Below are 25,481 nucleotides of genomic sequence, written 5' to 3'. Positions count from 1 at the left end.
TTTGAGTTAATGCTCTAAATTTGGTTGTGCAGTTTATTACGCTTTTTTAGTGCCACTTACTCGAGTCCAATCACCTTCAACGGCAATGTCATCTAGTTCAATAAACGGTGCATAAATATCAGCAACTGATTGTGCTTGTTCTTCTAAAATACCCGACATGGCAATTTTTCCACCTGGCTTTAATAAACCTAAAATTACACTGTGCAATTCGCGAAGTGGCTGGGCTAATATATTTGCCACTACTATGTCGGCGGTAAACTCAGGTTGGTTTTCTGGAAGGTATACTTCAAGTTTGTCTGCAACGCCATTACGGTTAGCATTATCGAGGCTTGCCTCAAGCGCTTGAGGATCAATATCAATCCCAATCATGCGCTCTGCGCCTAGTTTTATAGCTGCAATACCTAAAATGCCTGAGCCACAACCAAAATCAACAACCGTTTTACCTGTTAGATCTTGGCTTTCTAACCACTTAAGACATAAGGCCGTTGTTGCATGTGTGCCCGTACCAAAGGCAAGGCCAGGGTCAAGCAGTACATTTACTGCATCAGGATCTGGAATGTCGCGCCAGCTTGGACAAATCCATAGCCTTTCACCAAATTGAATAGGGTGGAAGTTATCCATCCATTCACGTTCCCAGTCTTTATCCTCAAGCTGCTCTATTTTGTATACTAAATTGTCTTTTAGTTCATCATGGCGTTTCAATAACGCAACGACTTCATTCATATCGTGATTAGCTTCAAACAAGCCAATTACTGTTGTATCAGCCCAAAATACAACGGTGCCAATTTTGGGTTCGTAAATAGGGGTGTCTTTTGCGTCAATAAAGGTTACTGAAGCACTACCCGCTTCCATTAATAGGTCACTTACTGCATCTGCTGTTGCAGCATTGGCGTTAATACGAATTTGGATCCAAGCCATGATTATTTCCTTCAAATAGAAAAAAGGCCGCTATAGCGGCCTTTTTAGTTTATATAGTAGCGCTAAATTATTTAGCGTCTAAAAAGCTTTTCAGTAAATCTGAGCGAGAAGGGTGGCGTAATTTACGCAGCGCTTTCGCTTCTATTTGACGAATACGTTCACGTGTTACGTCAAACTGTTTACCTACTTCTTCTAAGGTGTGGTCGGTATTCATATCAATACCAAAACGCATACGTAGTACTTTAGCTTCACGGGCTGTTAGGCCTGCAAGTACATCGTTAGTCGCGCCACGAAGAGACTCCATTGTTGCCGAATCAATTGGCGAATCAATAGTTGTATCTTCGATAAAGTCACCTAAGTGAGAATCTTCATCATCACCGATTGGTGTTTCCATTGAAATTGGCTCTTTAGCAATCTTAAGTACCTTACGGATTTTATCCTCAGGCATCATCATGCGTTCTGCTAATTCTTCTGGATTTGGCTCACGACCCATTTCTTGTAACATTTGACGAGAAATACGGTTAAGTTTATTAATCGTTTCAATCATATGTACTGGAATACGGATTGTTCTTGCTTGGTCAGCAATAGAGCGAGTGATTGCTTGACGTATCCACCACGTAGCATAAGTAGAGAACTTATAACCACGGCGATATTCAAACTTATCAACTGCTTTCATCAGACCAATGTTACCTTCTTGAATTAAATCCAAGAATTGTAAGCCACGGTTTGTATATTTTTTAGCTATTGAGATTACAAGACGTAAGTTAGCTTCAACCATTTCTTTTTTTGCACGGCGTGCTTTCGCTTCACCAATGCTCATTCGACGGTTAATGTCTTTAATACGCTCAATGCTTAAACCTGTTGTTTGTTCAATAACAGATAGTTTATTAATGCTACGAATGATTTCTGGCTTAACTTCTTCAAGTTTAGCTGAATACTTTTCGTTACCTGAAATTTCTAAATCTACCCATGAAGCGTCAGTTTCGTTGTTAGCAAAATGCTTAACGAATGTTTTCTTCGGTAATTTAGCAATTTGTACAGCTTGTTTCATGATTAGACGTTCTTGAACGCGAACACGATCCATCATTTCACGCATGTTATTTACCATGCGGTCAAACTGTTTAGGTATTAATTTAAAGGTTCTGAAAAGCTCACCAATTTCAAAAATGGCGGCTTGTGATTCAGGATGCGAACGACCTTTAGCTTCAAACGTATCACGTGCTTTATTGTATAAATCACGTAAATTTTCAAAATGAATGCGCGCTTCTTCAGGATCTGGCCCTGTGTCTACTTCTTCTTCATCTTCGTCATCGCTATCAGCATCATCTTTGTCATCTTTATCGTCATCAAGTTGCTTAGCACTTAATTCTGAACCGATATTAGTTGCTGAAATTGGCGCTGTATCTTCATTAGGATCGATAAATCCAACGATGATATCGCTTAAACGCATTTCTTCAGCTTCAAACTTATCCCACTGCTCTAGCAGGTAAGTGATTGCTTCAGGGTACTCTGCAACAGAAATCTGTACTTGGTTAATGCCTTCTTCGATACGTTTAGCGATTACAATTTCGCCTTCACGTGTAAGAAGTTCAACAGTACCCATTTCACGCATGTACATGCGAACCGGATCCGTTGTACGGCCGATTTCTTTTTCTACAGTCGCAAGGGCTGCAGCGGCAGCTTCAGCTGCGTCTTCGTCTGTCGTTGTTTCTTGCATCATTAATTCATCAGCATCAGGCGCGTTTTCGCTAACCTTGATACCCATATCATTAATCATGCTTATGATATCTTCTACTTGATCTGAGTCTATAATGTCTTGTGGAAGGTGATCATTTACTTCTGCAAAAGTTAAGTAGCCTTGCTCTTTACCTTTTTGAATCAGAAGTTTTAATTGTGACTGAGGAGTTGGATCCATAGAGATTGTTTCTTCCACTCTGATAAGTTGATACAACAGGCGCCATCATGTAGTTTGCATTAAAGCCAACTAGAATAATGTGACGCAGTGAATAGCACAGTATAACAGTTTAAATCAATTTTGACTAGGGTCTGTTGGTCTTTCAGGATTAAAGTTTGTTCTATCCAAGGGTGGTTTAATCGCGGCGCGAGGTTTGTAACCTAGTGGGCTAAGTAAAAACCGAGCAACAAAGAGTAAACCTCCCTTGGGTCGAACCCAAAGGGCAGCGCGTGTTTGGCATTTATGCTGCGTTATCGCCTATTTATGTGGAATAACCACACTACATAGGCTCTGCCTTGTCTAAATACCAAACACACTGCTGTAAACTTAACCTCGAAAGATAAACAGACCCTAACTGTTAGTGGCTTTTAACGCTGTCATTAACAAATGACACTCAAGTCTTTCGTCGCTACTAAGGCCTTGAGTCTTGTCCTTTATTAATAGGGTCTCGAGTCGATAATTTAAACACTGATCTTCAATAAACTTGAAAGTATTTTTAAAAACCGTCTCTAAACGCTCTTCATTTATGTCGTGTTGCCACGTTGCAAGCTTGATTAAGGGCTCGTAATCTTCAGTTCCTCTAAAAAATTCGAGTAGTTGCGCTGTGGTAATGCTTTCTTTTTCTAAAGCTTGCTCTTGTAAGCGTAATAATAGCCCTATACCAGCAATATTCATTTGTGCGAGTTCAGGCAAATATGGCACATTTTTAGCCAAATTAGGATGTTGAATTAAAATACCAATCGCTTGACGCATTGGTGTTATTTTAAACTTACGTTCAATCGAATGCTGTTGCTTTGGGGTTTTTAAACGGTTATTTAATTGCTCACGTGTTCTTCCGATTAAACGCCCTAATTGTTCAAGAATGTTTTCTTGATAAAATTCACTTGGGATTTTTTCAATGAGTGGAAGTGCTGCACTGAGTAATTTAGCTTTTCCTGAGTCGAGTGTTAAATCAACTTCTTGGCTTAATTTATTAAACAATACTTTGGTAAAGTCATCTGCTTGGCTTAGGCGCGATTCGAATTGCTCCTTACCTTCTTTTTGTACAAGAGAGTCAGGGTCTTCGCCATCGGGTAAAAAAGTAAATTGCAGTGCTTTACCGTCATTTAAATAAGGAAGTGCGTTTTCAAGCGCCCTCCAAGCTGCATCACGGCCAGCTCTGTCGCCATCGTAACAACAGATTACTTTATCTGTTGTTCTAAACAGCGTATGCATGTGCTCGCTTGTTGTTGCGGTACCTAGTGATGCAACGGCATATTCAATCCCTTGCTCGGCTAAGGCAACAACATCCATGTAACCTTCCACAACCATTACATGCTCAAGTTTTTTATGGGCTTGCTTTGCTTCATAAAGTCCGTAAAGCTCAAAGCCTTTATGAAAAATTCGGGTCTCTGGCGAGTTTAAATATTTTGGCCCTTGGTCGGCTTGCATTACACGCCCACCAAATGCAATAACGCGTCCGCGTTTATCGCGAATAGGGAACATTAATCGGTCGCGGAAAAAATCAAATTGTCTGCCTGGTGTTTTTTCTGAAGCTAGCTTTAATTCAACTAATTGCTCTTTTTGTTCTTTATTACGGCCAAGCTGAAGACATAATCCATCCCATTCGCTGGGGGCGTAGCCAATCATAAACTTTTTAACTGTTTCACCACTTAAACCACGGCCTTTTACATATTCAATAACGGCGGCAGAATTACTGTGGTGTTTTAATTGGTGCTGATAAAAGCGCGCAGTATGAAGCATTAAATCGTAATCAGAGCGCTTTTGCGCAGCAGTACGTTCTGGTGCTGAGTTTGTGCCTTGTTCTCGAGGTACTTCTAAGTTAAGCATGCTTGCTATTTCTTCAATAGCATCTACAAACTCAAGCTTTTCATACTCCATTACAAACGAAATAGCATTACCATTAGCGCCACAACCAAAGCAATGATAGAACTGTTTGTCTTGCGATACGGTAAATGAGGGCGATTTTTCGTTATGAAATGGGCAACAAGCTTGATAATCCTTACCTGCTTTTTTTAGACCTACTTTTGAGTCTATCAGGTCGACAATATCGGTTCTGGCAAGTAAATCGTCTATAAAGTTACGTGGGATCTTTCCAGCCATTAGTAAAATACAGTCCTGAAATAATAAGAAGAATAACGAATATGAAATTTACTTTTTTATACTTGCTTGATGCAGAGTATAAAGTGCTTTAACTTACCAAAATGATAACAAAATAAATAGGGAAGCTATAAAAAATTTCATTTTAAAGTAACCTAGTAGGTGTACTTTTTATTAAAGTTAAAAACAAAGAAACCGAGCGCAAGGCTCGGTTCACTTCAATCATACTTTAATGTATGTGGGAGTATTAGGCAGTTAATCGTTGCTTAATTAAACCAGAGATTTTGCCCATATCGGCACGACCTTCGGCTTTGCTTTTGATTATACCCATTACTTTACCCATGTCTTGCATACCTGCTGCGTTAGTATCAGCAATAGCCGCATCAATGAGAGCAATGATTTCTTCTTCACTCAATTTTTGAGGTAAGAAAGTTTCAAGCGCCACTATTTCATTGGCTTCAATATCAGCTAAATCATCACGCCCAGCATCTTTGTACTGAGTGTAAGAGTCACGACGTTGTTTAACAAGCTTCACTATAACGGAGGTAATACCTGCGTCGTCTAGTTCTATGCGCTCGTCAATTTCACGTTGCTTGATTGCAGCAAGTACCATACGAATAGGGTTAAGACGTTGTTTGTCTTTAGCTCTCATCGCATCTTTTTGCGCATCTTTTAGCGTTATTAAAAGGCTCATTTATACAAGACCTAATATATTAGTATAATTTAACGCGACGTGCGTTATCACGAGAAAGTTTTTTCATGTGACGTTTTACTGCAGCAGCTTTTTTACGCTTACGCTCAGCTGTTGGTTTTTCATAGTGCTCGCGACGACGAACTTCTGAAAGGATTCCTGCTTTTTCACATGAACGCTTGAAGCGACGAAGTGCTACGTCAAACGGTTCGTTCTCTCTTACTTTAATTACTGGCATTAAAAATTCACCTACCTAAATTATGAGCGTTGCTCAAGTTGATCAAACATTGATCAAGTGGTTCAAAAATGGTGCGGTATTGTAATCCGAAGCAACACCACATGTAAAGGACAATATTAACAGAAACGCATCATGTAAAACAGTATTAATTTGCTTGGCGCTGGTAGAGTTTGCAAAACACTTGGCCTGCCTTTTTTTCTTTAATTAACAACCAGTTGCTCGGGTTCTTGAAGGTGGTTAACTCTGTTTCTACTTCAACATAAATTAATGCATCATCGCTTAACCATTGGTTTTTTTCTAATAAATCGCAGGTTGTTTGCGCTAAATCTTTACGAAATGGTGGGTCAACAAATACAAGATTAAACGCTTCGTTTGTGTTTTTTTGCTCTAAAAAGGAGAGTGAATTAGTATGTTTAACGTATGCGTTGTCGAGCTTTAAAGTGCTAATGTTTTGTTCTAATTGCTTGGCAGCTGACGAGTCGAGCTCGATAAATGTGGCGTTTTTTGCAAATCGAGATAGCGCTTCAAATCCTAACCCACCAGAACCTGCAAAACAATCAAGTACATTTGTGTCACGCGTATCTTGCATTAGCCAATTAAATACAGTTTCTTTAATTCGATCGGTAGTAGGTCTTAAGCCTTCTACATTTTTAACAGGGAGTTTTCGGCCTCGAAATTGGCCACTAATCACTCTAATAAAGCCATCACTGGGCTTGTTAGTAGCTTTATTTTGCATTGTTTTTTTTCTCATTTAGCTCACTAAAAAATGGTATATGGTATCTAGCTCAGATAATATTATGGGTGATTACGTGTAGCTTCATTTTTCAACCGTATTAAAAGTGTTACTATTGAACACTTACGTTTTGAATGGTTGTATTTATTAGCAACTATTGCTGGGCATTGCCAAGCTATTTCAAATTTTAGTTTATCAGATTTTTATAAGTGGTTATTAGCAAGTATGACAAAAAAAAGTAAATTCATGTCGTGGCTCGGTTTTGGCAAGTCAGATAAAAAAGAAGCAGAGCAAAAAGCAGCCGCTGATAAACAACAAGCATTAGCGCAAGAAGAAGCGCAGAAGCTAGAGCAAGAAAAGCTTGCGCAGCAGGCTGAAACTGAACGCTTACAAGCAGAAGCCGAAGCAGAGCGCTTAGAGCAGGAGCGTATTGCTGCTGAACAAATTGAAGCTAAACGTTTAGAGCAAGAAAAGCTAGCACAGGAGCAAGCTGAAGCTGAATGTTTAAAAGCAGAAGCCGAAACAGAGCGCTTAGAGCAGGAGCGTATTGCTGCTGAACAAATTGAAGCTAAACGTTTAGAGCAAGAAACGCTAGCACAGGAGCAAGCTGAAGCTGAACGTTTAAAAGCAGAGGCCGAAACAGAGCGCTTAGAGCAGGAGCGTATTGCTGCTGAACAAATTGAAGCTAAACGTTTAGAGCAAGAAAAGCTAGCACAGGAGCAAGCTGAAGCTGAACGTTTAAAAGCAGAGGCCGAAACAGAGCGCTTAGAGCAGGAGCGTGCTGAAAACGCAGAAAAGATTGCAATTGAGCAGGCCAATGCTGAATTACTTGCAAAACAACAAGCTGATGCAGAAGCGCAAAGACAAGAATATGCACAACGTTTAGCCGATCAAGAAACGCAGATGCAATTAGAGCAAGAGCGATTGGCTGCAGAAAAAGTAGAGACTGAGCGACTAGATCAAATACGCCTTGAAAAAAAGGATGAAGCTGTAAAGGCTGAAAAGCTTGCAATAGAGCAAGCGAATGCTGAGTTATTAGCAAAAGAACAAGCAGATGCTGAAGCACAAAGACAAGATCAAGCAAAACGTTTAGCAGAACAAGAAGCGCAAATGCGTTTAGAGCAGGAGCGCATTGCTGCTGATAAAGCAGAAAGCGAGCGCTTAGAACAAGAACGTATTGCGGCTGAAAAAACTCAGAGTGAGCGTTTAGAGCAAGAACGCATTACTGCTGAAAAAGTAGAAAATGAGCGTTTAGAGCAAGAACGTATTGCTGCTGAAAAAGCTCAGAACGAGCGCTTAGAGCAAGAGCGCATTGCGGCTGAGAAAGCAAAAAACGAGCTTTTAGAGCAAGAGCGCATTGCGGCTGACAAAGTTGAAAATGAACGTTTAGAACAAGAACGTATTGCGGCTGAAAAAGCAGAAAATGAACGTTTAGATCAAGAGCGCATTGCTGCTGAAAAATTAGAAAATGAGCGTTTAGAGCAAGAGCGCATTGCAGCGGGAAAAGCAGAAAACGAGCGTTTAGAACAAGAACGTATAACAGCAGAGCTTGCAATTGAAGAAGCTAAAAAAGCAGAAAAGCCGAAAAAAGAAGGGTTTTTCTCTCGTCTTAAAAAGGGCTTGTTAAAAACTCGCGTTAATATAGGTTCTGGTTTTGCATCTATTTTTAGTGGTAAAAAAATAGATGACGAATTATTTGAAGATCTTGAAACACAGCTGCTCACCGCCGATTTAGGCGTTGATACCACCATGAAGTTGATTGATAGCTTAACTGATGCTGCAAACCGTAAGCAGTTAAAAGATGGTGATGCGCTTTATGAGTTAATGAAACAAGAAATGGCGGCGATGCTAAAAACGGCTGAACAGCCTTTAGTAATTACCAAAGATAAAAAGCCATTTGTTATTTTAATGGTGGGCGTAAATGGCGTTGGTAAAACAACGACTATTGGTAAGATGGCTAAGCAATTTCAAAGCGAAGGTAAGTCGGTTATGCTGGCTGCTGGCGATACGTTTAGAGCGGCTGCTGTTGAGCAACTTCAGGTTTGGGGTGAACGTAACAGCATTCCTGTTATTGCACAGCATACGGGTGCAGATAGTGCATCGGTTGTTTTTGATGCATTCCAAGCTGCAAAAGCACGTAATATAGATGTGTTAATTGCAGATACAGCGGGTCGCTTGCAAAATAAAGATAACTTAATGCAAGAGCTTGAAAAAATAGCTCGTGTTATGAAAAAAATTGATCCTGATGCGCCGCACGAAGTGATGTTAACCATTGATGCTGGCACAGGTCAAAATGCAATTAGCCAAGTGAACTTATTTAATCAATGCGTTGGCTTAACTGGTATTACGCTTTCAAAACTTGATGGAACTGCAAAGGGTGGTGTTATTTTTGCGGTTGCAGATAAGTTTAATATTCCAATTCGTTACATTGGTGTTGGTGAAGGTATTGATGATTTACGCGCTTTTAAAAGCGATGACTTTATTGATGCGTTATTTAGCCAAGATGAGGACGACGTTTAATTTACCAAAAGAGGGAGCTTGCTCCCTTTTTAATTGCGAGGAATACCAATTTTATTAGTAAACTAATTGAATTGGCATAATAAAAAGATGATAAATTTTCAGCAAGTAAGTAAGACTTATCCTGGAGGGCACCGCGCCCTCGAAAAAGTTAATTTTCATGTTAAACCGGGTGAACTTGCCTTTTTAACCGGCCACAGTGGTGCGGGTAAAAGTACGTTGCTTAAGTTAATTAGCTTAATGGAACGTCCATCGGCAGGCAGTGTATTTATCAACGGTGTTGATTTAAATAAAGTAAACTCGCGTCAAATTCCTTATGCTCGCCGTGATATAGGTATTATTTTTCAAAACCACCGTTTACTAGAGCGCTATACTATTTTTGATAACGTGGCACTGCCTCTTATTATTGAGGGTACTCACCATAAGCAAATAGCTAAACGTGTTCATGGTGCGCTTGATAAAGTAGGCCTGATAGACAAAATAAAATGTCATCCGTCTATGCTCTCTGGAGGCGAGCAGCAACGTGTTGGTATTGCCAGAGCAATCGTAAATTCCCCGCCAATTCTGTTAGCCGATGAGCCTACAGGTAACCTAGACCCTGAGCTTTCAATGGAAATCCTAAAGCTGTTTGAGGACTTTAATAAACACGGCACCACTGTTCTTATAGCGACGCATGACTTAGGTTTGGTTGCACGTATGAAGTACCGCAGTCTAACCTTAAAAGATGGCCGCATGCTTCAAGATCCGCTCGCTGAGGGAGCACTATGAGTTTACTTTTTAAAAGTCGTCAAAATAGTAACGACAAGCAAAAAAAATCAGTATTAGCTGGCGGTTATTTTTTCATTATTAATATTTTTCGCCAAGGTGTTCATAGCTTAGGTGAAATGTGGCGTACGCCGCTTGCATCTATGATGACTATTGCTGTACTTGGTTTGAGCCTAACGTTACCTGCAACACTTTATCTCGTTGTTAAAAACGTCCAGCAAGTAAGTAGTGGTTTTGAAGAAGCGAGTGAAATATCGTTGTTTGTAAAAGAAAGTATGAACGAGCAAGAAACGCAAACATTAGTAAAGCGTTTAGCACTTTATCCAGAAGTGGAAAGCGTTGAATTTATATCAAAGCAAAAAGCATTAACTGAATTTAAAGACGTATCTGGCTTTGGGCAAGCTTTAGAGTACTTAGATAAAAACCCATTACCTGATGTGGTACTTGTTACTCCTACAAAACGTCACAGACACCCAAATGCCGCTAAAGTACTGCTAACTAAATTAGAAAGTGAACGTGAAGTTGATTTTGGTAAGCTCGATATAGCGTGGCTAGAGCGTTTAAATGCATTACTAGATTTACTGAAAGAAAGTGTAATAACCATCGCATTATTACTGCTTACCTCAGTGACGCTTATTATTGGTAACACCATCCGTTTGTCGATCATGGATAAAAAAGAAGAAATACAAGTAATGAAGCTAGTCGGCGCAACTAACACCTTTATACATGCCCCATTTTTGTGGACCGGTATTTGGTATGGTGTAATAGGTGGTTTATTTGCCTTTATATGCGTAGGACTAATGATGTGGTGGCTTTCAAGCGCTGTGAGCAGTGTAGCGGGTGTGTATCAAACAAGCTTCTCGTTAATTGGATTATCGCTTAATGAGCTCGGCTTTTTAGTGTTACTTGCAACAAGCTTAGGATTTGTAGGCTCGTACCTTTCTGTAAATCGATATATTAAAGAAATAGAACCCGATAAAGTATAAAAAATCCTGCAAACTATAAGTGAACCAACCCAGCTTGATATGCGTATCGTACCGAACTGGGTTGTACCTCCTGTTATTAAAACTGTCATATTTATGTACTATCCTCCCATGAAGTAATGAGTTGTAAATAAGGTGATGCAGCGAGGTTAACCTGCTGCAGCCCCTCAATTCATCACTTATTCAGTCGCTTGTAGTAGACTAAACACATACTAAAAACTGCTTGATTTATACTTTAAAAAAGTTTTAAATTGGGGTTAGCACTCTTAAAGAAAGAGTGCTAAGATAGTTTCAAATGTTTATCACCGAGGTGAAAAATGAGTAAAGATTTATACGCAATGGCACTTACAGTCGGACAACAAAGCGCAAGCATGGACGGTTACCTTCAAGCGGTAAGCACTATTCCTATGCTTAAAGTTGAACAAGAGCAAGAACTTGCTAAAAAACTTCAGGAAGAAGGCGATCTTAGTGCTGCCAAGCAACTCATTATGTCGCATTTACGCTTTGTAGCGCATATTGCTAAAGGCTACTCGGGATACGGCTTACCACAAGCTGACCTTATTCAAGAAGGTAATATAGGCCTGATGAAAGCGGTTAAGCGTTTCGACCCTACTGTGGGTGTGCGTTTAGTATCGTTTGCAGTGCATTGGATTAAAGCCGAAATTCACGAGTTTGTGCTTAAAAATTGGCGCATAGTTAAAGTTGCAACCACTAAAGCGCAACGTAAATTGTTTTTTAATCTTCGTAAAAATAAAAAGCGTTTAGGTTGGTTTAATCAAGCTGAGGTTAGTACCGTTGCTAGCGAGCTAGGTGTGAGTGAAAAAGAAGTACGTGAAATGGAATCGCGCATGAGCGGCCAAGACATGGGCTTTGACCTAACGGGCGACGATAACGACGACGCACCAACAAGCACGTACTCTCCAGTACAATATTTAACAGATGGCGCAGCTGATTTAGCTGACGACGTTGAACAAGAGCAGTGGAAAGAGCAAGCGCATACTCGTTTATTTAGCGCACTTAAAACACTAGACGAGCGTTCACAAGATATTGTTAGCGCACGTTGGTTGTCTGATGATAAGGCGACTCTTCAAGAGCTTGCACAAAAGTACAGTGTATCTGCTGAACGTGTTCGCCAGCTTGAAAAAACAGCGATGAAAAAGTTACAAAGCGCTATGAGCTAATATTGCTCAAGCAGCAAATTTAAAAGCCCTGCATTAAAATGCGGGGCTTTTTGCTTTCGCGTAGGTTGGTTTGAGCGAAGCGAAACCCAACGATAAAATATCTAATCAAGTAATACCGATGCGCTGCATATTGAATGGTTAGTTTATCATTCGGATATAGCTTTATTTAAAGCTTATATCACCGAGCACTAATCTCTTTTCCCTCAGCTTGCGCCAACTGAATGTATTTACGCTCAACCAGCTGCGAAACCGGCACGAGCTCAAAACCTTGCTTAGTTAGCTCGGGTAAGGCATGACGTAAAAATTCGATTGTTTCTGGGTAGGGATGAGCAATTGCAATAGCGGAATTATGGATGGTGGCTAGTTGTTTTAATTCTTCAAGCCTCAGCTGGAGTTGTTCTGGTGTAGTTATATTGTCTAAGAACACTTGGCGACTAATATTAGCAACACCTAAAAAGTTAGCAGCATTTTGTGCTTGGCTTAACTCGGTTGTACGGCTATCTAAAAAATATAAATGGCGCTTTTTAAGTACTTCCATTGTCCACTTCATAGCTTGGCTTTTTTGCGTAAGCGCTGAGCCCATGTGGTTATTAACGCCCTTTACTTGCGGTAAACTAGCGAGAGCTGTTCCTAGAGTTTGCTGAAGCTGCTCTTTATTCATATTTAAAGTAAGCGCGCCAGGTCCGAGTTCTTTACCGTTAAGTGCCTGCATAGGTACATGAAGTAATAACTCTTTATTTGATTGACTAGCAAGCGTTGCAAAAATTTGCGAATAAGGAGTATGGGGCAAAATTGAATACGACAATTGCCCTGGTAAGGAAAGGAACTCTAAGTCCCGTTGATGATAGCCTATATCGTCTATCACTATTGCTATTTGTTTAGCGCTAATTGTTGTTGAGCTAAAACAAATAGCTAATATTAGCCATTTTATTATTTTCACGTTTATAGTTTTTATTATCTTTTTAGCTTTGTTTAACAGCTTATACAAGCTATTGCATGCTGAGTAATTGTTTTGCTTTAACTAATTGTAAATCTGCTAAGTTACCAGTAAGTAATTGCGCTTTACTGTTAGTGTGTTCATTTTTTATTATAACGGCTTTATTACTTTGTGAAAGGTTTGTTTGATTAACCGCCACATCTGGGGTTATTCCTATACCATCAATCGATTTACCTAACGGTGTGAAGTATTTAGCTGTGGTGAGCTTTAATGCAGTGTTGCCGTCACCTAGAGGAATGAGCGATTGTACAGAACCCTTCCCAAAAGATTGACTGCCAACAACGGTTGCTCGTTTATTATCTTTTAGCGCTGCTGCAAGTATTTCGGCTGCAGAGGCTGAGTTTTCGTTTATAAGCACAACAATGGGGGCATTTTTTAGAATGTCTCCACGCTTTGCATAAAATGCTTGGTTGGCATCGTAAAAACGTCCTTTAGTAGTCACTATAGTGCCACTTTGTAAAAATAGGTCTGATACCGCTACTGCGCTTTGTAATGTACCCCCTGGGTTATCACGTAAATCAATTACTAAGCCTTTAAGTGGGTAACCAAAGTGGCTTTGCAGGGCAGCAACTTGCAGAGCAACCTCATGTAATGTGTGGTTAGAAAAATTATTGATAGCTATATAACCAGTACCAAAATCTAGAAGTTCGCTTGTTACGCTTTCGAGGTTTATTTGGCGGCGTGCTACATGAAACGTGAGTGGGTTTTTATTGTTATCACGACTTATAATTAGCTCTATATTTGAAAATTTACTGTCTCTTATTAGTGTTGCTACTTCATCGATTGTACGGTTTTGGGCTGCTTGGTTGTTTACACTGACAATAATATCGCTTGGCAAAATACCCGCTGCTTTTGCGGGCGAGTTATTAACTACATTAACAATAGTCATATTCTCGTCGATATTTTTAACCTCAATACCAATACCTGTATAGCGCCCGTTTGTGTTATCAAATAATGAGGTTAGTTCGTGCTCATTTAAGTACTTAGAGTAAGAGTCGAGCTTTGAATATAAGCGCTCAAACTGTTGGCTATTATATTTAATGTGGTGGCTATTTTGTAAGGTGAGATCTTCAACATAGTAGGTATGGATGTTAAAGAGTATTTCGTCTATTTGTTGTCTTTTAAGATCTTTAATCGAGCTTGCTAGTGCGTTACTAGAAAAAGCGATTAAGGTTAGTAGTACAAGTAAATACAGACTTTTATAAAAGCCTGTATTTTTTTTATCAATAGTAATTACTGCAGTTTTTTTAGTTGTCATCAGCTGCTCCAGAGCGGTGCAGCGATTTATTTAATTAAATGCGTTTGCACCATTTTACAGGATTTACTGCGCGTCCTTTGTGGCGTATTTCAAAGTATAGACCAGAACTAGCTTGTCCGCCGCTTTGGCCAACTAAAGCAAGGGTTTCGCCTTCGCGTACCATGTCGCCTACATCTCTTAGCAGTGTTTGGGCATGACCATATAGGCTCATAAAACCTTCACCATGGTCTACAACAATTACCCAACCATAGCCCTTTAGCCAATCGGCAAATACAACTTGGCCATTATGTACGCTATTAATATTAGTGCCTTCTTTTGCACCAATTAATACGCCTTTCCAATCAATACCACCATGTTTACGTTGGCCGAATGTGTGCTCTAACTTGCCTTTGCTCGGCCAGTCCAATTTACCTTTGTTTTTATTTAGGCCCAGTAATTCAATTTTCTGTGTTTTTTCTTTTTCGAGCTCTTCAATTGTTGCTACCAAAGTTTGTTGGTTTTCTTTTAAATAGTTTATTGAACTTTTGGTGCTGTTGAGCTGAGCTTGTAAATTTTTAAGATTAGCTTGGCGTTCACTTTGTGCATTAAGCAATGCAGTTTGACGTCTTTTTTGCTCATCAAATAAAAGCGCTAGTTTTTCTTGTGTTTTAACAAGCTCTTTTTGGTTTTGTACTATTTGCTTTTGAAGGTCTTTTAGATCTTCAATTTGTTCAATACGGGCTTTATTTAAGTAGTTGTAATAACTAAGTGTGCGCTCAAATTTTGCAGTGTCTTCTTGATTTAACAGCATTTTAGAGTAGTCGTCGCCACCGGCCATATAGGCGCTTTTAAGTTGCGCGGCTAAAATTTTCTGAAATTGAGTGTGCTTTTTATCGAGCTCATCGGCTTTATTTTGTAGCTCTTTTTGCTGTGTTTTAGTTTCTTTTACTGATTGCTCTGCCATGTTAAGTGCTTTAGCATTTTTAGCTATATCGAGTTCATGGCTTTTTAGGTTTTTTTGTAGCGACGCTATTTTTTTTCTTTGGGCGTTATACTCAGCTTGGCTTTGCTCAAGTGCATTTTGAACTTCTGATAAGTCTTTTTTAGTACGATCTTCATTAGCAACTGCAGATGCAGTCACTAATGAAGTTAGTATTAAACCGCACTTAATTAACCGGTTAATACGTCTATTCATGTGTTATTTCAACATCATGATAGGCGTACCAGTCATTTCGCTTGGTTGCTCCATGCCCATTAAGTGAAGCATTGTAGGGGCTACATCGCTTAATGCTTTACCTTGCATAGGCTCTGCATCGCGACCAACATATATAAAATGTACCGGTTCACTAGTGTGGGCAGTATGCGCTTGGCCTGTTTTAAGATCAGCCATCTGCTCAGCATTACCATGATCGGCTGTTATTAGTGCTTCACCACCAAACTCTTCAAGTGCATCAACAACACGTCCGATACAGCTATCTACAGCTTCACAAGCTTTAACAGCAGCTTCAAATACACCAGAGTGACCAACCATATCGCCGTTAGGGTAGTTACAAATAATAGCATCGTATTTACCGCTTTTAATTGCTGCTACTAGTTTGTCGGTTAGCATTTCTGAGTTCATTTCAGGTTGTAAGTCGTAGGTTGCAACTTGCGGCGAAGGAATTAGCTCGCGTGTTTCGCCTTTAAATTCACTTTCGCGCCCGCCACTAAAGAAAAACGTAACGTGTGCGTACTTTTCGGTTTCTGAAATGCGAAGCTGTGTTTTGTTATTTTTTTCAAACCACTCACCAAGTACGTTTACTAACGGTGTTGAACCAAAGGCAATAGGTGCATCTATATCGGCTGCATACTCTGTCATCATTACAAATGCACTAAGCTCTGGCGTTCTTTTTCTTGCGAATCCATCAAAATCAGGCTCAACAAAAGCGCGAGTAATTTCGCGGGCTCTATCTGCTCTAAAGTTGGCAAAAATTAGAGTGTCGCCATCGTTTATTGAAGCAGGAGCGGCGCCTGTTGGTGTAATGGTTGTAGCGGCCACAAATTCGTCGTTTTCGTCGCGTTCGTACGCTGCATTAAGTGCCTCTACGCCGTTATCAAAATTAAAGTCACCTTCAGCTAATGCAATTACGTTGTAAGCTTTTTCTACGCGGTTCCAACGGTTGTCTCTGTCCATTGCGTAGTAGCGGCCAATAAGTGACGCCAAACGACCGCATTTAAGTTCGCTAAATAACGCTTCAATACGTTCGATTGACGCTTTAGCACTACGTGGAGGTGTATCGCGGCCATCTAAAAAGCCATGAAAGTAAACTTCTTTAGCGCCACGTTTTGCAGCAAGTTTTATGCTAGCAACTATGTGGTCTTCATGGCTATGCACACCACCTGGGCTTAAAAGACCCATTATGTGAACTGCTTTTCCTGCACTTACCGCTTTATCTATGTTTTCAACTAAGGCTGGGGTTGAATCAAATTCGCCATCGTTAATTGCTTTAGTGATACGGGTAAAATCTTGATAAACAATGCGACCAGCACCCAAGTTCACATGGCCAACTTCTGAGTTACCCATTTGACCATCAGGAAGACCAACATCTAAACCCGAAGCTGATATTAATGTGTGTGGCCGTGTGGCCCATAAATTGTCTAATACCGGTGTGTTAGCTGCAAGAATAGCATTACTTTGCGTATCTTCGCGGTATCCCCAACCGTCTAAAATCATTAATACCAGTGGTTTTTTATGCTCTGTCATAATAGCTCCTGAAAATTAGTATCTGTTGATGGATACTGTGCACCTAAAAGGTTTATTAGCGTGGTTTTAGCATACCGTGTTTTTAAGCTAGGATCAGCATTGAAAACAAGATATTAAATTTTTTCACTTATACCTCATTGACTAACCTGAACTCTGCTTGAGATAGATTTATTATCCAGAGTTCTTGTTAACTATATATGGGGGGCTTTATCGTTTTTTAAACGTCTCTAAGTGCTCCTAAACTCGCATTTTAGGTTGGTTTGGGTATACTTGCGTGGCTAAAGTACAAAATCCTTAAAATATTAGGGCGTGTTGCACTTTGGTGGTTGAATTTGCAGCAGTATGTTTGGTTTTTAGGCAAGGCAGAGCCTATGAAGTGTGGTTACTCCCCATAAATAGGCGATAACGTAGCATAAATACCAAACATACGCTGCCCGTTGGGTTCTTTCTAGGGACTATTACCTCTTTGTTGCTCGGTTTTTACTTAGCCCACTAGGTTACAAATCTCGCGCCGCGATTTAATCGCCCCTAGATTGAACAAATTTCAATCCACAAAGGCCAACACGCCCTAGGTTTAAAACATAATTTCATAGTGGAAGTAGAATGGATCAATATATTGAATTTATTACAAATCATCCCATTTTAAGCCTTGCTTGGGTTGGTATTGTTTTCCTTATTGTTAGTGGCTGGATAAAGAGTAAGCTTTCAGCTGTTCGTCAAATAAATCCTCAGCAGCTTACGTTACTTATTAACCGTGATGACGGTCAAGTAATCGATATACGTGCGCAAAAAGAGTTTAATGCAGGGCGTATTTCTGGTGCTGAGCACTTAAGCCCAGAGAATGCGAAAAAATCTGACTTTTCAAGCCTTGAAAAGTACAAGACTAAACCCATTATAGTTGTATGTACTACAGGTATGACTGCCCAAGGTACTGCAGCCGCTATGAGTAAAGCTGGTTTTGAACGAGTTTACTTATTAGCAGGTGGCATGGGTGCGTGGCAATCTGCCAGCTTACCAACTACAACAGGTCGCTAATCAGTTTAGCTAGGCCGATAGAGGATTTATTATGAGTAATGTTGTTTTATACACCAAGGCGTATTGTCCATTTTGTCAGCGTGCTCTTTCGCTTTTAAACAGCAAAGGCGTTGAATACACAAATTATGATATTGGTGTACAGCCTGAGCTACGCGATGAAATGATTGCCAAAGCAGGTGGTGCAAGCACAGTACCGCAAATTTTTATTAATGATGAACATATCGGTGGCTGCGACGACATGATGGCTATTGAAGCGCAAGGTAAACTTGACGCTAAGCTAAACGCTTAATTTAATTATAATAACGAACAAGTTAGGAATAACAATGAACGAAGAAAATCAAAACGTAGCAGCTGCAGAAGCCGGCGCACAATTTACTATTCAACGTATTTACACTAAAGATGTATCGTTTGAAACGCCAAACTCTCCGGCCATTTTTCAAAAAGAATGGACGCCAGAAGTTAAGCTAGACCTAGATACACGCTCTAATAAACTAGACGAAGGTGTATTTGAAGTTGTTTTAGCGCTGACTGTAACCGCTTCTCTTGGTGAAGAAACTGCGTTCTTATGTGAAATTCAACAAGCAGGTATTTTTACTATTGCTGAAGTTGAAGAAGTGCAACTTGCGCACATGCTAGGTGCATTTTGTCCTAACGTGTTGTTCCCATATGCACGTGAAGCTGTTTCAAACCTTGTTAACCGTGGTACTTTCCCACAGCTTAACCTTGCGCCAGTTAATTTTGATGCGTTATTTGCACAATACATGCAACAACGTACTGCGCAAGCTGACCAGGCTTCAGCAGACGCATAACTTATGAGTACAGCAACTACAGCTGTTACTGTATTAGGGGCGGGGTCTTACGGCACCGCCCTTGCTATTTGTTTAGCCCGAAATGGTCACCACGTGACACTTTGGGGAAGAAATAGCGACGACGTTGCCACGCTTGCAGCTGAGCGGAAAAATCAACGTTACTTACCTGATGCTCCTTTTCCAGATACTCTTACTCTTGAAGCTAACTTACAACACGCCGTTGCTAGCAGCGCTATTGTACTTGTTGTTGTGCCAAGCCATGCTTTTGGCGACACACTTGCGCAGATTAAACCTGCATTGCAAGACGGTGCTAAAGTAGCGTGGGCAACTAAAGGGCTTGAGCCTAATACTGGACGTTTGTTACAAGAAGTGGCTTTGCAAGAATTAGGTGATGATATTCCACTTGCGGTACTGTCGGGTCCTACGTTTGCAAAAGAAATGGCGATGGGGTCACCTACAGCTATTTCAGTGTCTTCTACGTCGCCTGAATTTGCTCAGCAGCTCGCTGATTTACTTCATTGTGGTCGCTCATTCCGTGTGTATAACAATGATGATTTCATTGGTATTCAGCTCGGTGGTGCGGTTAAGAATGTAATTGCCATTGGTGCCGGTATTTCGGACGGTGTTGGTTTTGGCGCTAATGCGCGTACCGCACTTATCACCCGAGGCCTTGCAGAGCTTACTCGTTTAGGTTGTGCTCTTGGTGCTAAGCCAGAAACTTTTATGGGAATGGCAGGCCTTGGCGATTTAATACTAACGTGTACAGATAACCAATCACGTAATCGTCGATTTGGTTTAGCGTTAGGTAAAGGCGAAAGCGTCGATGCTGCTATTGAGTCAATTGGTCAAGTAGTGGAAGGCTTTAGAAATACCAAAGAAGTGTATTTATTAGCGCAGCGTAGCGGTGTAGAAATGCCGATTACCGAGCAAATTTATAAAGTGCTTTATGAAAATAAAGATATGAAAGAAGCTGCAATGGCGCTATTAGGCCGAGAGCAACGTTCTGAGTAGTTTTATAAGCGTTTATAAAACTAAAAAACCGACATTATGTCGGTTTTTTGTTGTTTAGCTCAAAGCTATTTACTGCGCGTTAGGAAAACCCAACTGGCGCCACGACTCGTAAACAAACACAGCTACTGCGTTTGATAAGTTCATGCTGCGGCTATTGGCTTGCATAGGAATACGCACACGCTGCTCTTTTGGCAGTGCTTGGATCATATCGTCAGGCAAGCCACGAGTCTCTGGGCCAAATACCAAGCAGTCACCCGCTTCGTAACTTGCTTCATGGTGAAACTGACTACCTTTGGTTGTACATGCATATATTTTTTTTGGTTTACATTTTTCAAGGTAATCTTCAAATGAGGCATGGCGTTGAACATGACTAAATTCATGATAATCAAGTCCTGCACGTTTCACGCGCTTATCGTCCCACTCAAAACCTAGCGGCTCAATTAAATGTAATGCATAGCCGGTATTGGCACATAGGCGAATAATATTACCAGTGTTAGGCGGTATTTCAGGTTGGTATAAAACAATATCCAGCATAATGAGCCTTATAAAATAATCTGTAGTTTGACGAAGGGCAGTATACACGAAACCTTTTAAAAAAATGATATACTCACACTATTGAATACTCCTAATTATCGGATTAAAACGTGCATAACCGTAGCTACGAATTTTGGGTTAAAACTTCAAGCATTGTTACCATGGTAATGGTTAGTTTAATGATTGGCGCAAAAACATGGGCATGGCTGGCTTCTGGCTCGGCTTCAATGCTTGGCTCGTTAACTGATTCGTTAATGGATATAACAGCCACCGCCATGAGTTTTTTAGTGCTAGGTTACGCACTGCGCCCAGCAGATGATGACCATAGATTTGGACACGGTAAAGCTGAAGCACTTGCTGGACTTGGGCAAGCCGCGTTTATTGCAGGCTCAGGTTGCCTACTTGCTTTTCATGGTATTGAGCGATTATTTAACCCTATACAGTTAAGCCATTCTTTATTAGGTGTGTGGGTAAGTATTTTTGCTATTGCGTGTACGTTGGTCATTGTATTTGTACAAAACAAGGTGGTTAAATACACCGATTCAATTGCTATAAAAGCCGACTCAGTACATTACAAAGGTGATTTAATATTAAATGCCGCTGTGCTATTAGCTATTTTGTTAGCTTATTATGGTGTGTTGTATGCAGATCCTGTTTTTGCGATAGGTGTAGCGGGTTACTTACTTTATAACAGCTGGGATATTGCTCGCGATAGTGCCGATCATTTAATGGATAAAGAACTGCCAGATGATGAAAAGCAAAGCATATTTGATATAGCCAGAGCCCATGGTGATGTACATGGTGTGCATGATATTCGTACGCGGCAAGGAGGAAAAGTTAAGTTTATCCAAATGCACTTAGAGCTTGATGATCATTTAAGTTTGATTCGCGCACATAATGTGGCTGATGAAGTAGAGGCAATGCTTAAAGAACGCTTTGAGTCTGAGGTAGATATACTGATCCACCTCGACCCTTTGTCGGTACTTGTTAAGCCGTCACCGACTCACAAAACTGATACAAGCTCTTAAGTAATGGCAGGCGTATTTCATCACGTTCAAAAAACAGCTCGTGTTTAGCGCCTTCAAAGCTTTTAAGTACAGTGTTTACGTGCCTGTTTGCTAATTTATATTGGGCATTGTTATCAACCACTTCGTCGTTTTGTGCACTGGCAATATAAAGTGGAATAGTCACACTTAAGTTATCCACCGAAGTTATAAATGCAAACGTCGCATTTAGCCAGCCGTAAGTAACACCGCCGAGCTGTAGTAATGGCTCTTCTTGATATGTTTGCCTAAATAGCTCGTAACGCACTGGGCTGCTGGTTAATACATTTGTAGCAAACTCATCGGGTATGTAATCGGTTTGCCCTAGTGCGTAATTGTCTTTTTGACCCAAAAGGGTTGCAGTACTTGCTATTAATTTAGCTAAAGGCTTTGGTGTATTTTTTGTATAAATATCAAGCATAGGCGCTGATAAAAACGCGCCACTAAAATTGTGTTCGAAATGCGCAAGATAGTCAAATGCTATGGCGCCGCCCATTGAATGACTCACTAACACCTTTTTACCTTGCCAATGAGTATCCACTATTTGTGTATTAAATAAGTTTAGGTCTGCGCTGTAATCTTTAAATTGATTAACATGGCCTTTGTGCTTATTTAGTAGGTGGCGATAAGAGCGGCCTTGTCCTTGGTGATCGGCTATGAATATGGCAAAATTATTGTTATACAGCTCCCATAACAACTCTTTATATTTATCTAACCCTTCAAGGCGCCCAGAGCTTATTACAATGGCATTTTTGGCTTTATCTGGTATGGCATAAGCATAAAATAATTGCCCGTTAGGTGTATCTAAATAAGCTTTAATTAGCGTGTTTTTATAAAAGTTATTAATTGTTATTTGATTACTCTTAAGCTCACGCTCACTACTATAAAACATGCTTTACTCTTTTATTAATGGCAAGGTTATATTAGCACACAAGCCACCTTGTTCTTTATTTGATAATACTAAACTGCCGCCATGCGCAGTAATAGCATTTTTAGCAATCGCCAGACCTAACCCCGTGCCACCACTTACGCGATCCCGCGCATCTGACTGTCTAAAAAAGGGCTCGCAAAGCTTGCTCAGTTGATCATCTGGCACACCAGAGCCATCGTCACATATTTCTATATAAATGGCATCAGCATGCTTTAGAGTAATGCTAATTGTATTATTTGCGTATTTAATAGCGTTGCGCAATAGGTTTTCAAGCGCACTGGCAATAAGGCCTTCGTCGCAATTAATATTTACGTCTACAGCGCCCACTATATTTAGCTGCTTATTATTTTGTTTTGCTTCAAACTGCGCATCATTAATAACGTGATCTACAATTATTTGTAATGATTGTTTTTGCAGTGAAAGCGCTTGGCTTTTTGCTTCTAAGCGAGAAACTTGCAGCACGTCGGCAATCATCTTATCGAGTTGGTTTGCTTCTTTTTCTATGCGTAATAAATACGATTGGCTAGCGTCGTTAGCTTGCATTTGTGCAAGTCCGGTAGCCATTTTTAAACGTGTAAGAGGCGATCGTAATTCATGTGATATGTCGGCTAATAAGCGTTTTTGTGAGCTGATTAAAAGCTCTAACTGATTAGCCATGCTGTTAAAATCTCGCCCTAGTATTCCTAGCTCATCTTTTCGGTTTACAGAAATGTCGGCTCTTGCGCTTAGGTTACCCGCTGATAGTTTAATTGCCGCTTTTTTAAGGCTATTTATAGGGGCTATTAAGTTACGGCTAAATACAAAGCTTAAAATGAGAGATGCAACAATTGCGATGACTATTTTCATCCAATTAGGCATAAGCTTAAAGCGCATTATTAGCGGTGGTTGATGGTTAATATCTATTTCGTAAAGATAAAAACTCCCTTCAGGCACGTTTATATTAACAGGGCCGAAGGCTTGATATTTTTCAGTGAAAATAATTTGCGGTGACATATTTTGAGTGAAATTTAATAAACTTAAATCGATGCTCTCTGGCACCTCTTTACTACTAAGAGAGTCCTCGCTTTGAGCTGCGCTTAAGTATAAAAGTTTACGCTTTGATAGGCGAGGGTGTACTAATACTTCACTTAGGCTGCGCTTATGTTTAATGGCAGTACGCTCAATACTTTTGGCGGTGTATATTAGGTTTTTTTTCATCGGGCCATAAAGTGGCTCGTTAGATACCGCATTAATAGCGGTTATATTACTTAAAAATATAAGCGCTGCTACGGTGCCGATTATAGTTAACCAAAACCAAATAAATACTTTAAAAAACAGGTAGTGCCCAGGGTGTTTTAACCAAGCAAAGTAAGTGCTTTTATTCGCCTTGGATAAAGACATAGCCCGTACCTCGCATTGTTTTAATTCGCTCACCTGGAATATGCTCAGCTATTTTTTTACGGATATTACTTACATGCATATCGATAGAGCGATCAAAAGAAGCTAAGCGCCTGCCTAGCACTTCTTCGCTAATTTGCTCTTTACTAACCACTTCGCCTGCATTTTTACACAATAGCGTGAGTATTTCGTACTCTGTACCAGTAAGAGTCAGTGTAGAGCCGTCGATTGAGGCCTCTCGCGCAGCAAGGTTAACAGTAATACCATTAACGAGTAACTTACTCGTTGTAGCTGCATTTAAGCTATTAATGTGCTCAATACGGCGTGTTATTGCTTTTACGCGGGCTAGTAATTCACGATGATTAAAAGGCTTTGGAATGTAATCATCAGCGCCTAGCTCTAGGCCAAAAATACGGTCAAAGTCTTCACCTTTTGCAGTAAGCATTATTACCGGTGTGAGTTTTGTTTGCCTAAGTTGTTTAAGCACTTCAAAACCATCAAGCGTTGGTAACATTACATCTAGCAATATAAGGGCGTAGTCATTTGCTTGTGCTAGTTTAAGGCCCTGCTCACCGTCGTGTACGCTTTGTATTTCAAACCCTTGGGCAGTTAAATATTCACTTAATAGCTCGCAAAGACCAGTATCGTCATCAATCATTAATAGTTTCATTTACAAACCCTTAGAGTTGTTTATAGCGTTATTTTACCCGCTAAATAGTGCAAAGGTGAATCTTTACACAACCTTTACACTGCTTTGCGTTACTTTGCATTGAGTTAGGTATAGTTAACTCACTGGCTTAGCAGCCACAATCGCTCAACCAACCAATTCAATATTAAGGTAATGATTATGACTAAATTAAACACACTTTCAAAATTAGTACTTATCTGTGGCTTAGCAACAGCAACGCTTGGTGCTGGTAGCGTATTAGCTAAAGGCGACGGACATAAACAAGGCCATTCTCAAGCTCGCTTTTTACTTTCTGAGCGCGGCGTTGAAAAATTAAGCTTAACAGATGAGCAGCAAACTAAGCTAAAAGCTATTTTTGAAGCGCAAAAAACACAAATGAAAGCGTTGCGTGGCGACGATAAAGAAGCCCGTAAAGCGATGCGTGAAGCGCATAAAGCTAAAATGGATGCATTACTTTCGGCGGCAACATTTGACGAAAATGCAGCAAAAGAGCTATTAAATGAACGCCGCGAAAAAGGTGAGCAATTTGGTTTAATTAAACTAAAAACGCAACACCAAGTAATGCAAGTACTTAACGCTGAGCAAAAAGAGAAATTTGCTAAAATGCAAAAGCGTATGAATAAAAAGCACAGTAAACAAAAAAGTTAATTATACTTTTTGTAAATACTAAAAAACCAGCTTAATGCTGGTTTTCGTATTTAGGGCATAATGAAGATAAATTACTTAAAAAAGTCATCTTCATTTTTAGCCAGCATAGCTTCAATATCTTCAATCATGTCTTGGCTAAACTCTTCAGCCGAGGTGATTGGTGCAGAAATTCTGTTATTTTCAAACGACCATTCACCTAAGTCAATTAGCTGACAGCGCTTTGAGCAAAAAGGGCGAAATGGGCTTTGCTCTGACCATTCAACTTTAGTTTTACAGGTTGGGCAGTTTACAATAGTAGGCATAATTTACTCTTTACAATCTTTTTCTGCATTTTACATTACTTAGATA

General features: G+C 40.1%; 25 protein-coding genes. 10 read left to right on the top strand and 15 right to left on the bottom strand.

From position 1 onward, the window contains the following. Nucleotides 1–36: 36 nt before the first annotated feature. The 6 genes from prmA to rsmD form a co-directional block, all read right to left on the bottom strand. Nucleotides 37–918 (bottom strand): 50S ribosomal protein L11 methyltransferase, encoded by an 882-nt coding sequence (gene prmA / locus PARC_RS15655; protein WP_010553367.1) that lies wholly within the window; start codon nucleotides 916–918, stop codon nucleotides 37–39. Nucleotides 919–985: 67 nt separating this feature from the next. Beyond that, on the bottom strand, nucleotides 986–2,833 hold the full coding sequence (rpoD, locus tag PARC_RS15650; RefSeq protein WP_007586533.1) for an RNA polymerase sigma factor RpoD: 1,848 nt from the start codon (nucleotides 2,831–2,833) through the stop codon (nucleotides 986–988). A gap of 390 nt (nucleotides 2,834–3,223) precedes the next feature. Continuing rightward, nucleotides 3,224–4,975, bottom strand: coding sequence for a DNA primase (gene dnaG / locus PARC_RS15640; protein ID WP_010553366.1), 1,752 nt, complete (start codon nucleotides 4,973–4,975; stop codon nucleotides 3,224–3,226). A 244-nt stretch (nucleotides 4,976–5,219) separates the two neighbouring features. Next, on the bottom strand, nucleotides 5,220–5,666 hold the full coding sequence (locus PARC_RS15635; RefSeq protein ID WP_007586535.1) for a GatB/YqeY domain-containing protein: 447 nt from the start codon (nucleotides 5,664–5,666) through the stop codon (nucleotides 5,220–5,222). 19 nt (nucleotides 5,667–5,685) lie between these two features. Then, nucleotides 5,686–5,901, bottom strand: a complete 216-nt coding sequence (gene rpsU, locus PARC_RS15630) for a 30S ribosomal protein S21 (RefSeq protein ID WP_002957797.1) — start codon at nucleotides 5,899–5,901, stop codon at nucleotides 5,686–5,688. Nucleotides 5,902–6,046: 145 nt separating this feature from the next. Beyond that, nucleotides 6,047–6,652: a 16S rRNA (guanine(966)-N(2))-methyltransferase RsmD gene (gene rsmD, locus PARC_RS15625; RefSeq protein ID WP_033012751.1), complete on the bottom strand. Its 606-nt coding sequence runs from the start codon at nucleotides 6,650–6,652 to the stop codon at nucleotides 6,047–6,049. Between the two features lie 207 nt (nucleotides 6,653–6,859). Between rsmD and ftsY the strand changes: the two genes are divergently transcribed. From ftsY to rpoH, 4 genes are all read left to right on the top strand, one after another. Next, nucleotides 6,860–9,154, top strand: a complete 2,295-nt coding sequence (gene ftsY, locus PARC_RS15620; protein ID WP_096058075.1) for a signal recognition particle-docking protein FtsY — start codon at nucleotides 6,860–6,862, stop codon at nucleotides 9,152–9,154. Nucleotides 9,155–9,241: 87 nt separating this feature from the next. After that, nucleotides 9,242–9,919 carry a cell division ATP-binding protein FtsE gene (gene ftsE, locus PARC_RS15615; protein ID WP_007582842.1) on the top strand — a complete coding sequence of 226 codons (678 nt, stop codon included), beginning with the start codon at nucleotides 9,242–9,244 and terminating at the stop codon, nucleotides 9,917–9,919. Beyond that, entirely contained in the window at nucleotides 9,916–10,902 is a 987-nt protein-coding gene (gene ftsX, locus PARC_RS15610) for a permease-like cell division protein FtsX (RefSeq protein ID WP_007582840.1), read from the top strand. Before ftsE ends, ftsX begins: the two co-directional genes overlap by 4 nt. 314 nt (nucleotides 10,903–11,216) lie before the next feature. Beyond that, on the top strand, nucleotides 11,217–12,080 hold the full coding sequence (gene rpoH, locus PARC_RS15605) for an RNA polymerase sigma factor RpoH (protein ID WP_007582838.1): 864 nt from the start codon (nucleotides 11,217–11,219) through the stop codon (nucleotides 12,078–12,080). Between the two features lie 178 nt (nucleotides 12,081–12,258). On the opposite strand, the gene PARC_RS15600 is transcribed toward rpoH, so the two are convergent. Genes PARC_RS15600 through gpmM form a run of 4 tightly spaced genes read right to left on the bottom strand, consistent with a single transcriptional unit; the run spans nucleotide 12,259 to nucleotide 17,057 of the window. Beyond that, complete coding sequence (locus tag PARC_RS15600; protein WP_096058074.1) at nucleotides 12,259–13,020, bottom strand: divergent polysaccharide deacetylase family protein; 762 nt, start codon at nucleotides 13,018–13,020, stop codon at nucleotides 12,259–12,261. A 49-nt stretch (nucleotides 13,021–13,069) separates the two neighbouring features. Next, nucleotides 13,070–14,335, bottom strand: a complete 1,266-nt coding sequence (locus PARC_RS15595; protein ID WP_010553362.1) for a S41 family peptidase — start codon at nucleotides 14,333–14,335, stop codon at nucleotides 13,070–13,072. 34 nt (nucleotides 14,336–14,369) lie between these two features. Next, nucleotides 14,370–15,509 (bottom strand): murein hydrolase activator EnvC family protein, encoded by a 1,140-nt coding sequence (locus PARC_RS15590; protein WP_010553361.1) that lies wholly within the window; start codon nucleotides 15,507–15,509, stop codon nucleotides 14,370–14,372. Between the two features lie 3 nt (nucleotides 15,510–15,512). Beyond that, the gene (gpmM, locus tag PARC_RS15585; RefSeq protein ID WP_007582830.1) at nucleotides 15,513–17,057 is read right to left on the bottom strand and encodes a 2,3-bisphosphoglycerate-independent phosphoglycerate mutase; all 1,545 of its coding nucleotides are present in this window, start codon (nucleotides 17,055–17,057) and stop codon (nucleotides 15,513–15,515) included. 603 nt (nucleotides 17,058–17,660) lie between these two features. On the opposite strand from gpmM, the gene PARC_RS15580 reads away from it, so the two are divergent. From PARC_RS15580 to gpsA, 4 genes are read left to right on the top strand one after another with little or no spacing between them, the layout of a single operon-like run. Next, on the top strand, nucleotides 17,661–18,092 hold the full coding sequence (locus PARC_RS15580; protein WP_002957784.1) for a rhodanese-like domain-containing protein: 432 nt from the start codon (nucleotides 17,661–17,663) through the stop codon (nucleotides 18,090–18,092). A 31-nt stretch (nucleotides 18,093–18,123) separates the two neighbouring features. After that, entirely contained in the window at nucleotides 18,124–18,381 is a 258-nt protein-coding gene (grxC, locus tag PARC_RS15575; RefSeq protein ID WP_002957783.1) for a glutaredoxin 3, read from the top strand. 34 nt (nucleotides 18,382–18,415) lie between these two features. Then, nucleotides 18,416–18,901 (top strand): protein-export chaperone SecB, encoded by a 486-nt coding sequence (secB, locus tag PARC_RS15570; protein WP_010553360.1) that lies wholly within the window; start codon nucleotides 18,416–18,418, stop codon nucleotides 18,899–18,901. A 3-nt stretch (nucleotides 18,902–18,904) separates the two neighbouring features. Beyond that, the gene (gene gpsA / locus PARC_RS15565) at nucleotides 18,905–19,912 is read left to right on the top strand and encodes an NAD(P)H-dependent glycerol-3-phosphate dehydrogenase (RefSeq protein ID WP_007582822.1); all 1,008 of its coding nucleotides are present in this window, start codon (nucleotides 18,905–18,907) and stop codon (nucleotides 19,910–19,912) included. Nucleotides 19,913–19,981: 69 nt separating this feature from the next. Here gpsA and trmL read toward each other — a convergent pair whose 3' ends face one another. Next, complete coding sequence (gene trmL / locus PARC_RS15560; protein ID WP_007582820.1) at nucleotides 19,982–20,446, bottom strand: tRNA (uridine(34)/cytosine(34)/5-carboxymethylaminomethyluridine(34)-2'-O)-methyltransferase TrmL; 465 nt, start codon at nucleotides 20,444–20,446, stop codon at nucleotides 19,982–19,984. A gap of 110 nt (nucleotides 20,447–20,556) precedes the next feature. Between trmL and PARC_RS15555 the strand changes: the two genes are divergently transcribed. After that, a complete protein-coding gene (locus PARC_RS15555) occupies nucleotides 20,557–21,474 on the top strand; it encodes a cation diffusion facilitator family transporter (protein ID WP_010553359.1) in 918 nt (305 codons plus the stop codon). Here PARC_RS15555 and PARC_RS15550 read toward each other — a convergent pair. The 3 genes from PARC_RS15550 to PARC_RS15540 are packed head-to-tail and all read right to left on the bottom strand — an operon-like array spanning nucleotide 21,434 to nucleotide 24,467. Further along, nucleotides 21,434–22,381: an alpha/beta fold hydrolase gene (locus PARC_RS15550; protein ID WP_010553358.1), complete on the bottom strand. Its 948-nt coding sequence runs from the start codon at nucleotides 22,379–22,381 to the stop codon at nucleotides 21,434–21,436. The two genes, PARC_RS15555 and PARC_RS15550, sit on opposite strands and share 41 nt — an antisense overlap. Nucleotides 22,382–22,384: 3 nt before the next feature. Beyond that, nucleotides 22,385–23,800 carry an ATP-binding protein gene (locus tag PARC_RS15545; RefSeq protein ID WP_010553357.1) on the bottom strand — a complete coding sequence of 472 codons (1,416 nt, stop codon included), beginning with the start codon at nucleotides 23,798–23,800 and terminating at the stop codon, nucleotides 22,385–22,387. Next, nucleotides 23,778–24,467 carry a response regulator gene (locus tag PARC_RS15540; RefSeq protein ID WP_007586150.1) on the bottom strand — a complete coding sequence of 230 codons (690 nt, stop codon included), beginning with the start codon at nucleotides 24,465–24,467 and terminating at the stop codon, nucleotides 23,778–23,780. The genes PARC_RS15545 and PARC_RS15540 overlap by 23 nt, the downstream gene beginning before the upstream one ends. 177 nt (nucleotides 24,468–24,644) lie before the next feature. On the opposite strand from PARC_RS15540, the gene PARC_RS15535 reads away from it, so the two are divergent. After that, nucleotides 24,645–25,133, top strand: coding sequence for a Spy/CpxP family protein refolding chaperone (locus PARC_RS15535; protein ID WP_010553356.1), 489 nt, complete (start codon nucleotides 24,645–24,647; stop codon nucleotides 25,131–25,133). Nucleotides 25,134–25,204: 71 nt separating this feature from the next. Here the strand turns inward: PARC_RS15535 and yacG are convergent, their stop codons facing one another. After that, nucleotides 25,205–25,435, bottom strand: coding sequence for a DNA gyrase inhibitor YacG (yacG, locus tag PARC_RS15530; protein ID WP_007586146.1), 231 nt, complete (start codon nucleotides 25,433–25,435; stop codon nucleotides 25,205–25,207). Between the last annotated feature and the right edge of the window lie 46 nt (nucleotides 25,436–25,481).

The sequence above is a fragment of the Pseudoalteromonas arctica A 37-1-2 genome (assembly GCF_000238395.3).
GTDB classification, from domain to species: Bacteria; Pseudomonadota; Gammaproteobacteria; order Enterobacterales; family Alteromonadaceae; genus Pseudoalteromonas; species Pseudoalteromonas arctica.
The sequence above is the reverse complement of the archived record's forward strand: the minus strand, read 5'-3'. Positions and strand labels throughout refer to the sequence as shown.

Bases quoted from the DNA above. Each gene is read 5' to 3' on its own strand.
- prmA (WP_010553367.1), bottom strand. From the start codon at position 918: ATGGCTTGGATCCAAATTCGTATTAACGCCAATGCTGCAACAGCAGAT.
- rpoD (WP_007586533.1), bottom strand. From the start codon at position 2,833: ATGGATCCAACTCCTCAGTCACAATTAAAACTTCTGATTCAAAAAGGT.
- dnaG (WP_010553366.1), bottom strand. From the start codon at position 4,975: ATGGCTGGAAAGATCCCACGTAACTTTATAGACGATTTACTTGCCAGA.
- PARC_RS15635 (WP_007586535.1), bottom strand. From the start codon at position 5,666: ATGAGCCTTTTAATAACGCTAAAAGATGCGCAAAAAGATGCGATGAGA.
- rpsU (WP_002957797.1), bottom strand. From the start codon at position 5,901: ATGCCAGTAATTAAAGTAAGAGAGAACGAACCGTTTGACGTAGCACTT.
- rsmD (WP_033012751.1), bottom strand. From the start codon at position 6,652: ATGAGAAAAAAAACAATGCAAAATAAAGCTACTAACAAGCCCAGTGAT.
- ftsY (WP_096058075.1), top strand. From the start codon at position 6,860: ATGACAAAAAAAAGTAAATTCATGTCGTGGCTCGGTTTTGGCAAGTCA.
- ftsE (WP_007582842.1), top strand. From the start codon at position 9,242: ATGATAAATTTTCAGCAAGTAAGTAAGACTTATCCTGGAGGGCACCGC.
- ftsX (WP_007582840.1), top strand. From the start codon at position 9,916: ATGAGTTTACTTTTTAAAAGTCGTCAAAATAGTAACGACAAGCAAAAA.
- rpoH (WP_007582838.1), top strand. From the start codon at position 11,217: ATGAGTAAAGATTTATACGCAATGGCACTTACAGTCGGACAACAAAGC.
- PARC_RS15595 (WP_010553362.1), bottom strand. From the start codon at position 14,335: ATGACAACTAAAAAAACTGCAGTAATTACTATTGATAAAAAAAATACA.
- PARC_RS15590 (WP_010553361.1), bottom strand. From the start codon at position 15,509: ATGAATAGACGTATTAACCGGTTAATTAAGTGCGGTTTAATACTAACT.
- gpmM (WP_007582830.1), bottom strand. From the start codon at position 17,057: ATGACAGAGCATAAAAAACCACTGGTATTAATGATTTTAGACGGTTGG.
- PARC_RS15580 (WP_002957784.1), top strand. From the start codon at position 17,661: ATGGATCAATATATTGAATTTATTACAAATCATCCCATTTTAAGCCTT.
- grxC (WP_002957783.1), top strand. From the start codon at position 18,124: ATGAGTAATGTTGTTTTATACACCAAGGCGTATTGTCCATTTTGTCAG.
- secB (WP_010553360.1), top strand. From the start codon at position 18,416: ATGAACGAAGAAAATCAAAACGTAGCAGCTGCAGAAGCCGGCGCACAA.
- gpsA (WP_007582822.1), top strand. From the start codon at position 18,905: ATGAGTACAGCAACTACAGCTGTTACTGTATTAGGGGCGGGGTCTTAC.
- trmL (WP_007582820.1), bottom strand. From the start codon at position 20,446: ATGCTGGATATTGTTTTATACCAACCTGAAATACCGCCTAACACTGGT.
- PARC_RS15550 (WP_010553358.1), bottom strand. From the start codon at position 22,381: ATGTTTTATAGTAGTGAGCGTGAGCTTAAGAGTAATCAAATAACAATT.
- PARC_RS15545 (WP_010553357.1), bottom strand. From the start codon at position 23,800: ATGTCTTTATCCAAGGCGAATAAAAGCACTTACTTTGCTTGGTTAAAA.
- PARC_RS15540 (WP_007586150.1), bottom strand. From the start codon at position 24,467: ATGAAACTATTAATGATTGATGACGATACTGGTCTTTGCGAGCTATTA.
- PARC_RS15535 (WP_010553356.1), top strand. From the start codon at position 24,645: ATGACTAAATTAAACACACTTTCAAAATTAGTACTTATCTGTGGCTTA.
- yacG (WP_007586146.1), bottom strand. From the start codon at position 25,435: ATGCCTACTATTGTAAACTGCCCAACCTGTAAAACTAAAGTTGAATGG.